This window comes from Acidocella sp., assembly GCF_035535915.1.
Lineage (GTDB): Bacteria > Pseudomonadota > Alphaproteobacteria > Acetobacterales > Acetobacteraceae > Acidocella.
Genome location: NZ_DATLPB010000059.1, coordinates 1 through 15710 on the forward strand (window position 1 = coordinate 1; position 15710 = coordinate 15710).

The following is a 15710-nucleotide window of genomic DNA, read 5'->3' on the forward strand; positions in this document are numbered from 1 at the left end:
CCGTTGAAGATCATCCAGCCCGAGGCGCCGATGATGCCGCATAAATAGCCGGCCAGGGCGGCGGGCTCGCTGAATGGGCCGGTGATGCGAATCACTGAGCCGATGTTCTCGTCCGAGAGCAGGGCCCAGCCGGGATTGGACAGGAAAAATGAGGTGGGAAACCAGATATGGATTGTATTCGCGGCGAATTGCCAAAGCGAGATGACCACGACCAGCAACCCGGCATAGAGATAGGTGTTGAACAAAGTCTGCATCTCCCGGCCGATCGTCACCAGATAGAAGGACGCGGCGACAGTCAGCCCGGCATTGATGATGAGATACATATCCTGGGTATAGTTGCCGGCATTGGGGCTGAGCGGGGTCAGAACGCCGAAGCCGCTCAATTTCTGCGGCCAGACGAAAATCTCGCCCTCGAAAAAGCGCGGCATGAGCAACGAGCTGATCAAAGCGCCGATGACCACAAGAATGAAGGGCATGAGCACGCGCAGAACGCCGTTCCCGGCCGGGTAGGAGGCGCCGAGGATAAGCCGCAGCAGGAAATAGCCGATGAACAGAATCGCCGGCAGCAAGCCCGGCGAGATGCCATAATTGCCGATCACAAGGACAGCGGCGGCGGCAAAGGCGGCGCCGATAAAAACGAGCTGCAACAGGCGCAGCGGCGTCCGCCAATAAAAGACGCAAAGCGGTAGAATAATGGCGCCAAGGCCTGTGATCATCTCGCTGATCCAAAAAATAATCGTCCCGAATCTATCAGAGAGCGAACGGGCGATCAATGTTACGTTGTCGTTAAGAGAGACATGATGAAGGAAGATAGGGAAGAAAGAGCTACTTTTTGTGAACAAAAAGTAGCGCAAAAAAACTTTATGACTCTGGGCCATGGGCGTTGTCCTCGACGAAGCCCGTGCCCAGCATAACAAAAGTTTTTGGTGCCGCTTTTTTCAAAAAGCGGCTTCTTTCTTCCGTCTTACTGACCTATCGCCTGATAGGCGCGGATATATTGCACCTCCATGCGCTGCGGGGAGGTCAGCTTGTCGTCGGGCCAGCCGCCGCCGATCGCGAGATCGACCAGGATGTAGAGCGGCTGCATGAATTCCGGCCGGGTGGGCGTCGACCAGACTTCGTTCCGATTGAGGTAATAGGTGGTTTTTTGGGGGCCGACCAGCACGCCGAATGTATTGTAACCGGCTGAAAGGCTTCCTGGCGGCACGTCGATCGCGACGGAGCGGCCGTATACGCTCTGGCCATGGTTCCAGACATGTTCGGTGATCCGGTATGAGGCGCGAAAGGCGCCGTAATATTCCATGACATCGATTTCCGGCGAGTTGGTTTTGCTCGCGCCGACCAGCCAGAAACCAGGCCACACGCCGGGACCGTCCGGCAATTTCGCCTTCATTTCAAAATAGCCGAAACGCTGGCTGAAGCCGCGCGGGCCGTCAGGGGTGGGGATCCAGGAGCACAGCAGGCCGGCATGCCAATGGCCATGGCTGTCCTTGTAAGCGGTAATCGTGAGGCCCTGAGGCGATGTCGTGAAGGGTCCGCCCGGCCCCGGATTGTCGAAAACATTATCGCCGAAATCGCCGTTCCAGGGCGTATGAGCGATCCACTGGCCGCCGGGACCATAGCTGCTGGCATTCAGGGTTTGAAATGTCGCGTTGAAGGTCATGCGGTAATGGCTGAGATCCAGGCTGTCCGCCTCGGCTTTGTTCGCCACGAGACCTGCGATCCATAAAGCAATCGTCAAGAGCCAGGCGGCCCAGGCGAGTTTAGGGCGCATGAGGGTCATGGAATTATCTCCAGATCATGTTAAGGCAGCGCAAAGCCGAAATCCGGGGTCCGGTGAACGACGATAACACTCGGCGATTATGTTCGTCACATCATTTTTGGTGAGAGGTGTCCTGACATGCCGGTCCGATGCGGCTGCAACTTTCATAACAGCGTCCCAAACATGCCGGCTCGCCCTGGCGGCGATCCGGGGGCGTACCAGCCGATCCTGCGATGATTGATCGGGCCGCGGCGGCAGGTTCGGCTCAAAAGGCGCCGATGTCCTGGCGCGTCTTCGGACGCACGGCTGTTGGCGCGGCATGGCCCAGCAATTGCCGCGAGAGTTCGACATGGCGCCGCGCATAGCCGGTCGAGGTCAGTCCGTCGTCATGCAGGCGTTGGCGGGCTTTGTGGATCAGCGCTTGCCGGCGCGCTCCATCACTGGCCAGACGCTGGATCGCCATGCGGAGTTGGGCAGGGTCCTCACCCTCCACGTAGAAAACCTCGTCGGCGCGGAAATAGGCTTCCAGCCCACCGGCGCGGGTGCAGATCACCGGCAATCCCAGTATGACGGCTTCCTCGATTACGGTGATGCCGGAGGCATGCAGGTTGGGTTTGAGCGCCACCACGACCAGGTCCGCCCAGTCGAACAGGGCGAAGAGCTCGCCATTGGTGTGGGGATGGACGATCGAGATATTGGAGGCGTTGGGCGGGTGCTTGAGGCTCGCGGTGGCAAGCTTGACCTCGATGCCCGGTTGGTTGCCGGCCGCGTGAATCAGTGTGTCCCAGTCGCGGTGGCGGTCGTTGCCGAGCGAAAGAATCCGGATCGGTCGCCCTTCGGGGCTGGCTTTCGTCAGCGGCTCGTAGTCGGCCTTGATGCCGAATTTCACGAATTCGACGCGCTGCGTCGGAAACAGCCGGGAGGCGGCATCCCGATTCAAAGGCGACAGTACGGAGAGAATGTCTGCGGTACGCAACAGCCTCCGGTAAAATATCCTTTTCAGGCCGTTGAGTCGGGGCCATTCATCGTAAAGCCACACGCCTTGCGCAATAATCTTCGGTTTTCTGGCGGGTTTGCTCAGGCGCATGACGCAGAGCATCGCGAGCGACTGAGATTCCGTATGGGTCCAGACAATGTCCGCGGCGTGGAGTTTCCGGCGGTTCCGCCAGGCATGAGCGAGGTCGAAGCCGCAGAGAAGCCGCAGCGCATAACGCAGGATTTTTTGCGGCGCATTTTCCTTATGGTCGGTGGAATAGACGATTCGTGCCCCGAACGCGGCCGCATGATGATAGCCATAGGGAAATTCTTCGTTCAGGCCGATCTTCGTACCCGTCTTCCAATCGTTCTGCCATTTTTGCGCATCGAATCCGTAAGCGAGATGCACGTAGGCGTTGATGTCAGGCGCAGAAAAATTTGTGGTGGGATCATAGGACATAAAATATCGGTCTCCAACATCTGCCGTCTTCCCCATTAGATGGGAAACCGGTATGGACGTTGATTCTTGCGAGTTAGGAACGATTTCTAACATAATGGCAAGAGGGGGCATAGAGCCCGCACGCCGATGGGGGCTTAAATTACGCCAACGATATCGTAGGATAGCATGAAGCTCAGCAATAAGGGTTGCTGGTATCCGACAGGGTCCGGCGCAATAGGCGCAATAGCTTATAGGCCGTCGTTGAGCGCTCGATGATGTAACGCGGCGTGGTCACACTGCCGAAACCTAGAAAAAGTTTCACGGCACCGTCACTCACGGCGCCGTCAAAATCAAAAATCAGACCGTTGGCGACGGCGAATTTGATGGCGGCCCAGAGCAAGGCGGGGATGGCGCCATAGCTGCTGTCGGGCGCCCGCGTGGACATCAGATAATAGCAGGAGTGGCGGTCCCAGACGATGAAGATGGCGGCTTTGTTGAGGCCGTTCTCGTCCCTGGCCAGGAGGAATCTGCCGTTGCGCTGCTCCAGGCAGCGCTGCGTCAGGCGGCGGGCGATCTCGAGATCGACATTTTCCGTCATGCCGGCGCTTTTGACATTCTTGCGGTAGAAATCGATAAAGCCGTCGGGATCGAGCGCGTCCGTGATCTGATGAAATTTCTCGCCGTTGCGGATCGCATTGCGCGTCTTGTCGCGCATGCCGGACCAGATCGTCTGTTCGTCAGCGGGCTGAATTTCATACGTAAATTGCACCAGGCTTTCAAATCCAGCCGCCTGGAAGGCGAGCACGTCGGTAACCCCGCGATGCATTTTTTGCCGGAACGCGGAGCCGCGCGGCAGTTTTTCGATGAGATCGGCGGTGATCGAGAGTGTCTTCAGATGCCGCGTCAGCGCGCTGCCGGGGCCGGGATCGATCGCCGGGCCGAGAAAATGGGTGAAAGGCGGCATGTTGCTGCTCACAATGCCGCTGCGTTTCATCGGCAGATAATACATGCGGCCGACGATTTTGTTGTGCTCACGGCTCTCGACCATTTCGATTCTTCCCCGTGTCGTCACGTCGAGCCACCAGGGCTCATGGAAGATGGTCGGTGCGGCGAAAGGCTCGGGCCGGGGAAGCTGTTCATCCAGGCACAAATTTGGGTTTTGCCGTAAGGCGTCCTTGCGGGTCATTTTTGTCACGCCGTGAGCCTCTCGCAAATTTTATGCGATTTATTATTGTAATACGTTTCTTAATTGCAACTTAAAAGACAGGTTATGCCATCTTAAAGTGTGAATCTTAGTTTTCGGCATCCGTGCCGTTGTGCTCGCGGGGAAAAGCGGGCGGCAGGACGGTGCGGCGTTGCTGCCAAAGCATCGTCACCACGGCCATCAAAGCGGGGCCGATGAACAGGCCGATCAGCCCCCAACTTTCAAGCCCACCGAGAATGCCGATCAGCACGAGGAGAAACGGTATTTTCGTTGCCCCGCCGATCAGTTTCGGGCGCACGAAATGGTCGGCAATGAAAATCACCGTACAACCGTAGGCTATAATGCAGAGCGCCGCGATCCGGCTATGTTCCAGGGCGATAAGCCCCGCGATCACGACCACGATGACGGCGCCAAAGGGCAGCATGGCAGCCACGGACGTGATGATGGTCAGCAAAGGGGCATAAGCCAGGTCGAAGATGACATACGCGATCCCGATGGCGATGCCTTCGCCCAGGCCGACCAGGACCAGGCCGGAAATTGTCCCGCGGATGGAATTGGTGATTTGCTCAAAAATCTTCTCGCCGGTGGGGCCGATCAGCTGCATGGACAATTCCTGGCCCCGCGCCGCCAGCTTGGTGCCGTCCTTCAGCAAAAAGAACAGGGTCACGATGGTGAAGAGGATGAGCGTCATCTGATGCGCGGCATGGAGCGCCAGCACCTGGCCGTGCTGCAAGGACGGGGTATGCCGCAGCGACGTGTAGGTCTGCTTGAGCGCACCGCCAGTGGCGAGATGGGTGTTCCACCAGGTGATCACCTCGTCCCGGCCGAATGGCAGGAGGCTCAGCCAGGCGGGCGCCGGCAGGCCGTTTTGGCTCGTATCGCTCACCCACTGCGCCAGCGGCCCGATATCGGCCGCCGCACGGATCGACACCAAGGTGATGGGCAGAATGAACAGCAGCGCGATGGATCCGGTCAGGACCAGTGCCGAGAGCTGGCCGCTGCATTTGAGCCGGCGTTGCAGGGCGAGATGGATCGGCCAAAGGCCGATGGCGAGCACGGCGGCCCAGGCCAGTGCCGGCAGGAAATCACGCACGGTGTAGACGGCGCCGGCGAGAATGGTGGCGATGACAAGGGTGCCGGCGATGGCGTGGAGACGTTTCGGCAATGGCGGCATGGCGGATCTCCGGAGGGGCATGAATGTCCGGGCGCGCGATCGTAAAGCTTTGACCAAGCACAATGCCACCCGGCGCGAAAGGGGGGCGCCGCGCTCATTGCGCCCTATTCTGGGCGCAATGGTCAGCCATTCCTGGCCCGGCAAGGCCGTTCCTGCTATAGCGCGGCCCCTTCTAAGATATGGATGGACTTATGACATTAAAACTTCTCTCCCTGGCTGTGGCAGCGGGGATCGGCCTGGCGGTTTTCGGCGCCGGCCAAGCTCGAGCGGTCGGCTGCGTCTCCGGTGGTGCGGCGGGCGCCGTGGCGGGGCATTATGCCGGCCATCATGCGGTGCTGGGGGCGATTGGCGGGTGCATCGCCGGGCATGAGATCGCCAAGCACCGCGCGGAGCGGGCGCGCGAGATGCAACAGACCCATGAGATGAAGGGAGAGCGCTCTCTCTGAGGGGGCGGGCGGCCGATGCGCCAGCGTCGCGCCGCTTTTTCCGCAGATCGCGCATAAACTGATGCTAGGTTCCCTGCCCAATATGACTCCGGATTTTTCGGCTCAATTTCGGCCGCGCTATGCGTGGAACGACGATATCATGCGCGCCGCCTGGTGGTGGGCGATGTGGTGGCCCTGGGTCAGCCTGGGAATGAAGTCGGGCTTTTCCGTGCCGCGGCCGCCCGGCATCGCCGGCCTTTTCGAAGACTCCGCCGGCGGCGCCTGAAGGCCGGAGGGGAGCCATGTCGAGCAGCGAAGAGTTCTGGATCGAGACAGAATCGGGTCTGGTCCTGGCGGTGAAGGCCCAGCCAGGCGCCCGGCGCGTAAGAATCGGGCCGGTCCTGGCGGCGGCCGCGTCTCCTGGCTGGCCGAATGCCCGGCTCAAAGTCTCCGTCGCGGCCGCGCCGGAAGATGGCAAGGCCAACGCCGCCATCATCCAGGCCTTGGCCGATTGGCTGGGCCTGAAACCGGCCGCGTTCATGCTGGAGGCTGGCGCGACCGCGCGGGATAAAAAATTTCTTGTCGCGGGCGCGCGGGCAACTTGTTTGGGCAGGCCATTTCCGGGCCGTGTTGGTTTCGCCGTCACCGGCCGAGCGTGAACAATGCCGCCCGCGGCCGCACTCTTGAGTTGGATGCAATCGAATAGCGATTTTGTGCTTCTGCGGCATTCGCCGCCGTATAGGATGCTCAGGGGCCGAGACAGCCGGATGCTTAAGTCATTGAAAAAAAAGGTGAATGGTGCCGTCCGCCGGAATCGAACCGGCGACCTATTGATTACGAATCAATTGCTCTACCAACTGAGCTAGGACGGCAACTTATTGATTTAGAACGGTTTTTATCCAAAAGCCATCCCAAAGCAAAGTATGCTACAAGCTGAACCGGCATACCACGCTCTAAATACGGCGGTGTAGTGTGCTGATCGGCTTGCCGGCGCCATATCGCATATTGGTTGGCTGAAATCTACCCCCTGTAGCCACATCCAACCGGTGCCAATTGGTCAAAATGTCTGACTTTATTGGTGAGCACGGTCTGCGGCAAAGCCGAACGAGTGCGGATCAGCAGGTGCTTACGGGACCAACACTCTACCGCGGCTGCAAACGCTAATTCCTTCCCGATGGGGGCAGGCGATACCAATGATAATTTCGATTACGTTTGCCTGCCCCGATGCGATCCCGGCCTCAACGGCGGCGGCGATGTCCTGTCCGGTGGTGAGATGTGACAGCAACTGGTTCCGCAATAGCAAAACGGCCCTAGGTTTCCCCAGGGCCGTTGAAAGGTCTGCTTAACGTGCGGACTTGGGTGCCCGGTCCTTGCCGATGCCGGGCCTCGCTGGAGGCCGCGGCGGCCGGTCATAATCGTTCTCGTCGAAAGCGGGCCGTCAGCCAGGTGGAACCGGATGTATCCTCCTTACTTGGAGAGCGTCGGCTCTGGCGCGTTGATGGCTTTGCGGACACCGGCGACGGTCGAGGCATCGATGGGAGCGCCCTGATTCCCCCAGCTTGAGCGGATGAACGTCACGATATCGGCGACCTCCTGGTCGGACAGGCGGTCAGCGAAGCCCGGCATGGTGAAGGAGGTCGGCGCGCCGGCCGTGGGCGGGGTCGATCCGCCGGTCAGCACGATATGGATCAGCGACACCGGGTTGGCGGCATTCACCACCGGATTGCCGGCCAGGGCCGGGAAGGTGTCGGTATAGCCCGCGCCCGAGCTCAGATGGCAGGAGGCGCAGTTGTTCAGGTAATCCTGAGCGCCTCGGGCGGACACGTCACCGCGTTGCAGCTCCAGAGCCACGGCGGGGTTGTAGACAAAGGCTTGTTCTTGGCCGGATCCCGGCAGCGATTTGATGAAGTGCGCGATCGCCTGCAGATCGGAGAGCTGCATGTGCGACGTGCTGTGTGTCACGACATCGGTCATGCCGCCGAAGGCCGCGGTCTTGCTGTTGTGGCCGGTCTGCAGGAACTCGACGATATCCTGCTCGCTCCAGCGGCCGAGCCCGGTAAGCGGGTCGCCGCGCAGGTCGCTGGCGCTGTAATTGTCGACCACTGCGCCCGCCAGATAGGCCGGCCCACCTTGCGGTGTGAGCGCCAATTCCTGCAAGCCAATGCCGCGATCGGTATGGCAGGTGCCGCAATGTTCGAGCCCTTCCACCAGATAGGCGCCGCGGGCCAGCTCCGCGTCTTGGGCACTACCCGGCGCGCTGGCCGGTTGCACGACCGGGGCGAAGAACCAGCGCCACCAGGTCAGCGGCCAGCGCATCGACAGCGGCCAGGGAATGTTGGCTGGCTTGTCCTGCTGCACCACCGGCTGCACGCCCTTCGAGAAGTAGGCGTACAGCGCCTCCATGTCGGCATCGTCGATGTGCGCGTAGGAGGGGAAGGGCATGGCCGGGTACATTGCCGTGCCGTCCGGGCGGACGCCGCGGCGCACCGCGCGCTCGAACTCCCCATAGCTCCATGAGCCGATGCCGGTTTGCTTGTCCGGGGTGATGTTAGAGGTGAAGACAGCGCCGATCGGCGTGTTGATCGGCAGGCCGCCGGCGAAGGCCTGGCCGCCCGGGTTGGTATGGCAGGCAGCGCAGTCGCCCTCGACCGCCACATAGGAGCCACGTTGGATCAGGGCAGGGGTGATGGGGACCGGAAGAGAGGCCGAAGGGTTGCCGCTGTCGCCGCCGAACGCGACCGGCGCGCCGACAGCGACGCCGAGACCCACAACGCCGAGGATGACCAGCCCTGCGACGACGCGCAGGGGCGTGATTTTTGATGCCATGGGATTTTCCCTTACGCCTGGACCAACGGCCCAGGGGATTTCAGATACTGCGTGCGAATCGCGTTCGCCGCGAAATAGGTGAGACCACCGATCAGACCGGTTGGGTTGTAGCCGATATTCTGCGGGAAGGCCGAGGCGCCGGTGACGAACAGATTCGGCACGTCCCAGCTCTGCAGATAGCGATTGACAGCGCTGCTGCTCGGATCGGCGCCGGTGATAATGCCGCCGGTGACGTGCGTGGTCTGGTACTGGCGTACGTTGAAATGATCGCCCGGCTTGCGCATCAGCGTGGAGTACGATTTCGGCTTCATTTGCTGGACGATTTCATGCACCCGGTCGGTGAGGAACTGCGTCATCTTGTATTCGTTATCGTGCCAGTCGAAGGTCATGCGCAGCAGCGGGTTGCCGAGCGTATCCCGATAGGTTGGATCGAGGTCGAGATACGCGTCTTGGTAGGATTGCACCGCGCCATGCGAGACGACCGAGGTGGCATGCAGGTAGTTGTCCTTCGCGGCGCGCTTCCACGCCTCGCCCCAGGCCGGGGTACCGGAGGGAACTGCAAGCTGCTGGATCGGCCGGCCGCCGGTCTGCCCGCCGATGATATAGCCGCCACCGACGAAGCCGTATTTGCTGTGATCAAAATGGTCGGAGTTGAATTCGTCGATGATGACGGACCCGCCGGAGCCGGCGCCGATGAACGGATTGATCGGCACGTCCTTGTCATAGAACACGGAGGTCGCGCTCATCATCTGATAGGCAAAGTTCTTGCCGATCACGCCTTTGCCGGTGCTCGGATCGTAGGGCGTACCGATGCCGGACATCAGCATCAGCCGTACGTTATTGAGCTGGAAGGACGAGAGGACCACCAGGTCTGCCGGCTGGAACACTTCCTCGCCGCCCGCATTGATGTACGTGACGCCGATGGCGCGCTTGCCGGTATTGTCCAGATTGATCCGGGTCACCCAGCTTTGCGTGCGCAGCTCGAAATTCGGCTTCTGGCGCAGGGCCGGCAGCACGGTGGTTTGCGGCGACCCCTTGGAGTACAGGAAGCAGCCGAAGCGTTCGCAGAAACCGCAAAGATTGCAGGGCCCGAGCCGCACGCCATAGAAGTTGGTATAAGGCTGTGAGCAGTTCGCGGAAGGTTGCGGGAACGGATGGTAGCCCATCTGGCGGGCCGCCTGGGCGAACAGTTCAGCGCCATAGATGTTGGGTACCGGCGGCGTCGGATAGGGCCGCGAACGGGCACCCTCGAACGGGTTGCCGCCATTGATCATGGTGCCATTGAGGTTGCCGGCCTGACCTGACGTGCCGCAGAGATATTCAAACTTGTCCAGGAACGGCTCCAGCTCCTCATAGGTAAGGTCGTAATCCTGGATTGTCATGTTCGCCGGCAGGAAGTTCGCACCGTAACGCTGCACGTTATGGCTGCGGAATTTCAGATCCTCAGGCGACGGCCGGTAATGCTGGCCGTTCCAGTGCATTCCGGCGCCGCCAAGATTGTCCGGCAGCAGGAAGGCGTTGTACTGGCGGTATGGTACGGCGCTGTCGCCTTCGTTGTGGCGGACAGTCACGCTCTCCTTAGACAGCTTGCGCAACATATCGCCGCGAATGCCGTATTTCAGCTCGTCTGCTGCCTTGGGATAGGTGAAGTCGGGGGAGGTGTCGCGATATTCGCCACGCTCCAGCCCGACCACGTTCAAACCTTCGAGTGCCAGCTCCATGCTGAGGATAGAGCCAGTCCAGCCCATGCCGATGACGACGGCGTCGACCGGTTTCATTTTGATAGTCATATGGTTAAGCCTTCTCACCTTCGATAGACACAGGGCCAAGCGGATAGACTTTGCCGTACTGCGTCACCCAGTCCTTGTAATCGGCCCGTGCGCCGGGGAAGCCGATCATCTTCCAACTGCCCATGTTCAGGTTGCCGCCATACATCGGGTCGGCGAAGTAGCCTTCCTTGGTGTTGGCCAAAAGCTGAATGAAGAACTCGATGGCTTTGATCCGCGGCAGGGTTACCTTGCCCTTTTCGAGCTGGCCGAGGACTTCATCCTGCGTGGCCGCATCGAGGTCGCAGAAATTCTTGCCGTGCAACTGCTGGCACAAAGCGTTGGTGTCGGCGATCGCCACCCGATACAGCGCGCGCGGTGCATAAGGCTGCTGGTAGCCGAGCGTGAAATCCGCATTCGGATTGAACGGGCCGCTCATATACCACAGCTCACCATGACCATAGGGAGTTTGCATCTGCCGGTCGATGAATTCCGGCACATGGAGGTCCAGCGCGCCGGGCCCCGCCTCGCTGGAGGGGATCAGCCGATCGACAGCTGCATTGATGAACGCCCATTCATCGACATTGAAGTAAGTGGGCTGGTAGGGAGCCGGTGCCGTCTGCGCCCGGGCCGCGGCAAGATCGGCGCCGTTGACAAGAAATGCCGCAGGGATCGTGCCGATGGCTTGGCGAAGAAAGCGTCTGCGCTCTTGTGAAATACCCTCGTCAGTCATTCAGCCTACTCCATTATCATGCAAGGCGCATACGCGACGTATGTAACGCAACGTGGCGTATGAGACGCCATACAGGCAGAAAATCAAGGGCGTTCCCTGCACTTTAACGCCGGATCCTCGTGTTTTGCGGGGCATGCCAGTTATGATGAAACAAGCTAAGCGCAATATCGGGTGCGCGGCGTTGGCTTCGCCGCCTTGGCGACCGATGCAGATGTGAAAAAGCGAGGGGCAAATGGCCGTGCGCTCCCTTGCCGGCAAATGTGAGTCTTGCAAAGTTTATTTATTTCGAGTCCGGATTTATCGTGTATGTCGTTCAATCTTCTATGGATGGGCGATATATAATGGAGGTGGGGTTGACAAAATTCGTAGCGACCCACGCCCCGTCTCTCGGGGCGTGAAGTCTCGCAGCACAGATTTCACGCTTCGAGTCTCAGATTAAATCGGTCTGATATAGGGGGCATCGCGATGTCCTCGCGAGATATAATCGAGAGTCGGCCAAGTTGAACTCATCAACTCGCAGAACTCATTTGTTGTCCATCCAGCATCTGCCGGCGTTAGCGCAACGATATGATAGTGGATATTTGTATTATTTGCTCCCCGGTCGATTAGGCAAATGCGATTTTACTTTCTGCTTTTGCAGACGTTGCCATAAACTTTTCGGTCGAGACCACTCCAAAAATGCGTGATATCGCTGTTGGCTAACCACTCAGTGGTATTGTCTTGAAACGGCACGGGGCCAGTTGAATTAAGTTTTGAGGCTGCTGTTTGTTCACAAAAAATAGCGCTTTTTGGGGAGGTGGCCGTTGCGGCTACCAGCGCAGATAGCGTTGGCCGAGCAACGCACCGAGGACGCAGACCACGGCGATTGACAGCCCGTACCAGGTGAAGACGAAGAGGGCGCCGTTATTCTCGCAGGCAATCGCATAGGCGGCCGCTCCCAGGGCTCCCGCCAGCAGGCCGGCGGCGGCGCCGGCCATGCCTGGCCGGGTAACCACCGCGCGGCGCATCACCCGAAGCAGGATGAGCAGTGCAGGAAGAGAGGCGCCGAGAATCGCGAAGAAACAGATGGGGACCGAGGCGGCATTCTGACCAAAAAGAGGATACCCGCTGCGATCGAAGATGGCGAGGAAAAGCAGCGCGACCGGTCCGGGCAGAGCGGCAATTGCTATCCGGAGGCTCGCCCCCGGAATGCCCTGCTGGCGAAGAATCAAAAAGGCGCCGGCCGCCAACAGCGCCATGGTGCCGATCTTGAAGTGAAAAGGGTAGGACCGGAGGACCGTTCCCGGGTCAAAGCTTCCCGCGAAGGCAAGGCAGACCAGCAGGAAGGCCAAGGCAAATGCGCCGACCGTTCCGGTAAGGAGCAACCGGTTGAAATCTCCAATTGTCTGACTGGCTCCGCCCTGCTGCCCAGCCTCACGCGCCAGGTGCTTAATCACGTCAATCGTATCGCTCATTTCCGACCTCTCGAATGTCCATTACCGGCGTTTTCAGCAAACGCCGCCAATCTCGCCAAAGCCCGATGCATTGTCATACGGATCGCCCCTTCGCTGACCCGGAGTTCCGTCGCTGTCTCCCGGACCGAGGTGCCGTCGATCGCGACAGCCTCAATAACGTGGCGTTGGCCTGCCGGAAGGGTGCTGAGCGCCCGCTCCAGTGCGGCTTTCGTCAGTGCGTCCTCAGTCTGTGCGGTCTCGTCCACGATGTCGCCCCATTCCTCCGCCGAGAGATCTGCCCGGACCCGCTTTTCGCGAGCACGCCGCCGCACGGAATCGGTGAGTTTGTAACGCAGAATGGCGTGCAGCCAGGGCAGGAAGGGCCGGCTCTCATCCCATCGCCGCCGCATTGCGTGCAGACCGATCAGCACCTCCTGCAGAATGTCCTCGACATCGTCCGGTGGCAGGCCAAGCTGCCGCACGCGGCCGCGGACGGACGGCCGCAGCCGGGCGCTGATATCGCCCAGCAGCCATTCGTAGGACGCGGCATCCCCTCTTCGCTCAGCGCGCATCGCGGCAGACCACGCTTCTTCCTTCAATGTCATGCCGCTTATTTCGCTTGGAAACGCCATTCGTCACAACTCGGTCAAAAAATATTTTGATGCTTTTCATAGATCACGTCGGCGTGAGCGCGATGCGTTTCGCCTCGTGGAAGCGAATGACCCTATGGAACCGGAATAGGGCCGCATGAGGCGGCTCGTTTTCGCGCCAGACGTGACGATAACCATGGGATGAATGATCATGATGAACAGACGTGATTTCGCCGCCGCCCTTGTGGCGGGCGCCGCCACCTCCGTGCTGGCGACACGCGTGAGCGCTGCCGGCACGGCGACGATGACGCCGATAACGACAGCGCCTCTCAAGGCACGCAATGTCGTGCTGGTGCATGGGCTTTTCGCAGATGGTTCCTGCTGGAGCGGGGTGATTCCGCAATTGCAGGCGGCCGGGCTCAATGTCACCTCGGTCCAGAATCCGCTGACCACGCTCCCCGATGCGGTGGCATCGGCCAAACGCGTGCTCGACCGGCAAGATGGCCCGACCGTTTTTGTAGGCCATTCCTTCTCGGGCATGATCGTGACGGAAGCCGGCGTGCACCCGAAGGTCTCAGCCCTCGTCTATGTCGCGGCGCGGGCCCCGGATGCGGGCGAGGATTATCCTGCGCTCGCCAAGCGTTATGCGACGCCCCCCGCCTCAGCCGGAATCGTCTTCGACGGTGATGAGGGGCGCCTGACCGAAGAAGCCTTTCTGCGTGATTTCGCGGGTGATGTGCCAACCGCCCAAGCTCGGGTCCTCTATGCGGTTCAGGAACCGTTTCACAGGGCGCTGCTGGCCGGCCGCACAACGAACGCCGCCTGGCGCTCCAAGCCGAGTTACTATGCAGTCTCCACTGAGGATCGCACGATCAATCCCGATCTCGAGCGCTTCATGGCGAAGCGCATGGGCGCCGATACCATTGAGATCAAGTCGAGCCATGTCTCGATGATCTCTCATCCGGACGTAATCGCCCGCCTCATCCTCAAGGCAGCCGGCCAGGAAGCCTGAGCGGGCCAGGGGCCGTTTTTTGCAAAAGCGGAGCAAAAACGTCTTCGAAATTGGGCCCGTACCGGCGAAACCAGCACGAGCCCAAATGAACAAAGTTTTTTTGCTTCTTTTTGTTTACAAAAAGAAGCGCTTCCTTCCTTCGTCCCTTACTGGCCGGAATCCTTCGCCGCCAGACCGGCGATCGCCGACCAGTCGAGCTTGTCCCCGCCATTGGCCATCAGCGTCAGAAACCGGTCGCGCAGCAGGCTGGCGAGCGGCATCGGCACGCTCAGCGCCTCCGCGGCGCTCAGGGCCAGGCGGATATCCTTCTGCCCCAGCGGCGCGGCGAAGCCGGCGGGGGAGAATTTCTGGTCGGCGATCAGCGCGCCATAGGTCTTGTAGACCGGGGCGGAAAACAGCGAGGAGGTCAGCAGGTCCAGATAGACGTGCCGGTCGATCCCGCCCTTGCTCACCAGGGCCATCGCTTCGCCGAGCGACTCGATCACCGACGCGAGCAGGAAATTGCCGCTGAGCTTCACCAGATTGGCGGCGGAAGGCTTGTCGCTGATCACATAGGTGCGCTGGCCGATCACGTCGAACAGCGGCGCGACGTCCTTCAGCGCCTGAGCCTCGCCGGCGGCGGCGACGAACAATTTCGCGGCTGCCGCGGCATCGGGGCGGCCGAAGACCGGGGCGGCGACATAACGCTGCCCGGCTTTGGCGTGCGCTTCCGTCAGCTTTTCGGACAGTTTCACGCTGATCGTGGTGCAGGAGACATGGATCGCGCCCGGCTTCAGCGCGCCCAGAATGCCGTTCTCGCCGAATATTGTGGTTTCCACCGCGGAATCGTCCGCCAGCATGGTGAACACCACATCGCCTTGGGCAGCGGCGGCGGGGGTCTTCGCCAGGGTCGCGCCCTGGGCGACCAGCGTCTCGGCCTTGCCGGCCGAACGGTTGTAGACGCTGAGTTCATGGCCGGCTTTCAAAAGATTGGCGGCGATCCCGCTGCCCATCTGGCCGAGGCCCACAAATCCAATTTTCATGGTGACTCCGAAGTTGTGACCCGGTGGAGATGGGGCGCAACCTGCGGATTGAAAGACGCGCATGTCCGGCGGCGCGCGACGCGCCCCGCCGGACATTGGCTTGTCAGCCCTGGCTGTGCTTCGTCAGGTCGATGCCGACGAATAGCGATTCACCCTGGCGGATGATGCGCAGGGCGATGGCTTTCGCGCCCGCCTTACGGGCTGCGTCGATCGCCGTCACCGCATCGTCCGGAGAGGTCACGGCCTTCGAGCCGACGCTGACGAGCAGATCGCCCGGTTGCAGCCCGGCCTGGTCAGCGAACGAGTTCGGGGCCACACTGACGATCACCGCGCCGGAGGCGTTGTTCGG

General features: G+C 60.5%; 15 protein-coding genes, 1 tRNA gene and 1 pseudogene. 4 read left to right on the forward strand and 13 right to left on the reverse strand.

Going from position 1 to position 15710, the window contains the following annotated elements:
• The 5 genes and pseudogenes from VNC39_RS06880 to VNC39_RS06900 all read right to left on the reverse strand — a co-directional run.
• A pseudogene (locus VNC39_RS06880) lies at positions 1–716 on the reverse strand (hypothetical protein); the annotation flags it as partial.
• Between the two features lie 248 nt (positions 717–964).
• Positions 965–1783, reverse strand: coding sequence for a glycoside hydrolase family 16 protein (locus tag VNC39_RS06885; protein ID WP_325397508.1), 819 nt, complete (start codon positions 1781–1783; stop codon positions 965–967).
• Positions 1784–2027: 244 nt separating this feature from the next.
• On the reverse strand, positions 2028–3197 hold the full coding sequence (locus VNC39_RS06890) for a glycosyltransferase (protein WP_325397510.1): 1170 nt from the start codon (positions 3195–3197) through the stop codon (positions 2028–2030).
• Positions 3198–3369: 172 nt separating this feature from the next.
• Positions 3370–4362: a GNAT family N-acetyltransferase gene (locus tag VNC39_RS06895; protein WP_325397512.1), complete on the reverse strand. Its 993-nt coding sequence runs from the start codon at positions 4360–4362 to the stop codon at positions 3370–3372.
• 106 nt (positions 4363–4468) lie between these two features.
• Positions 4469–5554: an AI-2E family transporter gene (locus tag VNC39_RS06900; protein WP_325397514.1), complete on the reverse strand. Its 1086-nt coding sequence runs from the start codon at positions 5552–5554 to the stop codon at positions 4469–4471.
• Positions 5555–5745: 191 nt separating this feature from the next.
• Here VNC39_RS06900 and VNC39_RS06905 point away from each other — a divergent pair, with 191 nt between their 5' ends.
• From VNC39_RS06905 to VNC39_RS06915, 3 genes are all read left to right on the forward strand, one after another.
• Complete coding sequence (locus VNC39_RS06905; protein ID WP_325397516.1) at positions 5746–6000, forward strand: hypothetical protein; 255 nt, start codon at positions 5746–5748, stop codon at positions 5998–6000.
• Positions 6001–6139: 139 nt separating this feature from the next.
• Entirely contained in the window at positions 6140–6265 is a 126-nt protein-coding gene (locus VNC39_RS06910; protein WP_325397518.1) for a hypothetical protein, read from the forward strand.
• A 16-nt stretch (positions 6266–6281) separates the two neighbouring features.
• Complete coding sequence (locus VNC39_RS06915; protein ID WP_325397520.1) at positions 6282–6638, forward strand: DUF167 domain-containing protein; 357 nt, start codon at positions 6282–6284, stop codon at positions 6636–6638.
• Positions 6639–6775: 137 nt separating this feature from the next.
• Here the strand turns inward: VNC39_RS06915 and VNC39_RS06920 are convergent.
• The 6 genes from VNC39_RS06920 to VNC39_RS06945 form a co-directional block, all read right to left on the reverse strand.
• A tRNA-Thr gene (locus VNC39_RS06920) sits at positions 6776–6851 on the reverse strand.
• 595 nt (positions 6852–7446) lie between these two features.
• Entirely contained in the window at positions 7447–8805 is a 1359-nt protein-coding gene (locus tag VNC39_RS06925; RefSeq protein WP_325397522.1) for a cytochrome c, read from the reverse strand.
• An 11-nt stretch (positions 8806–8816) separates the two neighbouring features.
• Positions 8817–10595 carry a GMC family oxidoreductase gene (locus VNC39_RS06930; RefSeq protein ID WP_325397524.1) on the reverse strand — a complete coding sequence of 593 codons (1779 nt, stop codon included), beginning with the start codon at positions 10593–10595 and terminating at the stop codon, positions 8817–8819.
• A gap of 4 nt (positions 10596–10599) precedes the next feature.
• Entirely contained in the window at positions 10600–11304 is a 705-nt protein-coding gene (locus VNC39_RS06935; RefSeq protein WP_325397526.1) for a gluconate 2-dehydrogenase subunit 3 family protein, read from the reverse strand.
• A gap of 809 nt (positions 11305–12113) precedes the next feature.
• Entirely contained in the window at positions 12114–12758 is a 645-nt protein-coding gene (locus tag VNC39_RS06940) for an NrsF family protein (RefSeq protein WP_325397528.1), read from the reverse strand.
• Positions 12755–13342: a sigma-70 family RNA polymerase sigma factor gene (locus tag VNC39_RS06945; protein WP_325397530.1), complete on the reverse strand. Its 588-nt coding sequence runs from the start codon at positions 13340–13342 to the stop codon at positions 12755–12757. The genes VNC39_RS06940 and VNC39_RS06945 overlap by 4 nt, the downstream gene beginning before the upstream one ends.
• A 196-nt stretch (positions 13343–13538) precedes the next feature.
• Between VNC39_RS06945 and VNC39_RS06950 the strand changes: the two genes are divergently transcribed.
• Positions 13539–14339, forward strand: a complete 801-nt coding sequence (locus VNC39_RS06950; protein ID WP_325397531.1) for an alpha/beta fold hydrolase — start codon at positions 13539–13541, stop codon at positions 14337–14339.
• A 146-nt stretch (positions 14340–14485) separates the two neighbouring features.
• Here VNC39_RS06950 and VNC39_RS06955 read toward each other — a convergent pair whose 3' ends face one another.
• Both VNC39_RS06955 and VNC39_RS06960 read right to left on the reverse strand, forming a co-directional pair.
• Positions 14486–15361, reverse strand: a complete 876-nt coding sequence (locus VNC39_RS06955) for an NAD(P)-dependent oxidoreductase (protein WP_325397533.1) — start codon at positions 15359–15361, stop codon at positions 14486–14488.
• Positions 15362–15464: 103 nt separating this feature from the next.
• Positions 15465–15710: PDZ domain-containing protein (locus VNC39_RS06960; protein ID WP_325397535.1), on the reverse strand; the 246-nt coding region annotated here is incomplete at its 5' end.

What these genes read in the sequence shown, in the direction of transcription:
- VNC39_RS06885 (WP_325397508.1), bottom strand. Translation starts at nt 1,783, where the DNA reads ATGACCCTCATGCGCCCTAAACTCGCCTGGGCCGCCTGGCTCTTGACG.
- VNC39_RS06890 (WP_325397510.1), bottom strand. Translation starts at nt 3,197, where the DNA reads ATGTCCTATGATCCCACCACAAATTTTTCTGCGCCTGACATCAACGCC.
- VNC39_RS06895 (WP_325397512.1), bottom strand. Translation starts at nt 4,362, where the DNA reads ATGACCCGCAAGGACGCCTTACGGCAAAACCCAAATTTGTGCCTGGAT.
- VNC39_RS06900 (WP_325397514.1), bottom strand. Translation starts at nt 5,554, where the DNA reads ATGCCGCCATTGCCGAAACGTCTCCACGCCATCGCCGGCACCCTTGTC.
- VNC39_RS06905 (WP_325397516.1), top strand. Translation starts at nt 5,746, where the DNA reads ATGACATTAAAACTTCTCTCCCTGGCTGTGGCAGCGGGGATCGGCCTG.
- VNC39_RS06910 (WP_325397518.1), top strand. Translation starts at nt 6,140, where the DNA reads ATGCGCGCCGCCTGGTGGTGGGCGATGTGGTGGCCCTGGGTCAGCCTG.
- VNC39_RS06915 (WP_325397520.1), top strand. Translation starts at nt 6,282, where the DNA reads ATGTCGAGCAGCGAAGAGTTCTGGATCGAGACAGAATCGGGTCTGGTC.
- VNC39_RS06925 (WP_325397522.1), bottom strand. Translation starts at nt 8,805, where the DNA reads ATGGCATCAAAAATCACGCCCCTGCGCGTCGTCGCAGGGCTGGTCATC.
- VNC39_RS06930 (WP_325397524.1), bottom strand. Translation starts at nt 10,595, where the DNA reads ATGACTATCAAAATGAAACCGGTCGACGCCGTCGTCATCGGCATGGGC.
- VNC39_RS06935 (WP_325397526.1), bottom strand. Translation starts at nt 11,304, where the DNA reads ATGACTGACGAGGGTATTTCACAAGAGCGCAGACGCTTTCTTCGCCAA.
- VNC39_RS06940 (WP_325397528.1), bottom strand. Translation starts at nt 12,758, where the DNA reads ATGAGCGATACGATTGACGTGATTAAGCACCTGGCGCGTGAGGCTGGG.
- VNC39_RS06945 (WP_325397530.1), bottom strand. Translation starts at nt 13,342, where the DNA reads ATGACATTGAAGGAAGAAGCGTGGTCTGCCGCGATGCGCGCTGAGCGA.
- VNC39_RS06950 (WP_325397531.1), top strand. Translation starts at nt 13,539, where the DNA reads ATGATGAACAGACGTGATTTCGCCGCCGCCCTTGTGGCGGGCGCCGCC.
- VNC39_RS06955 (WP_325397533.1), bottom strand. Translation starts at nt 15,361, where the DNA reads ATGAAAATTGGATTTGTGGGCCTCGGCCAGATGGGCAGCGGGATCGCC.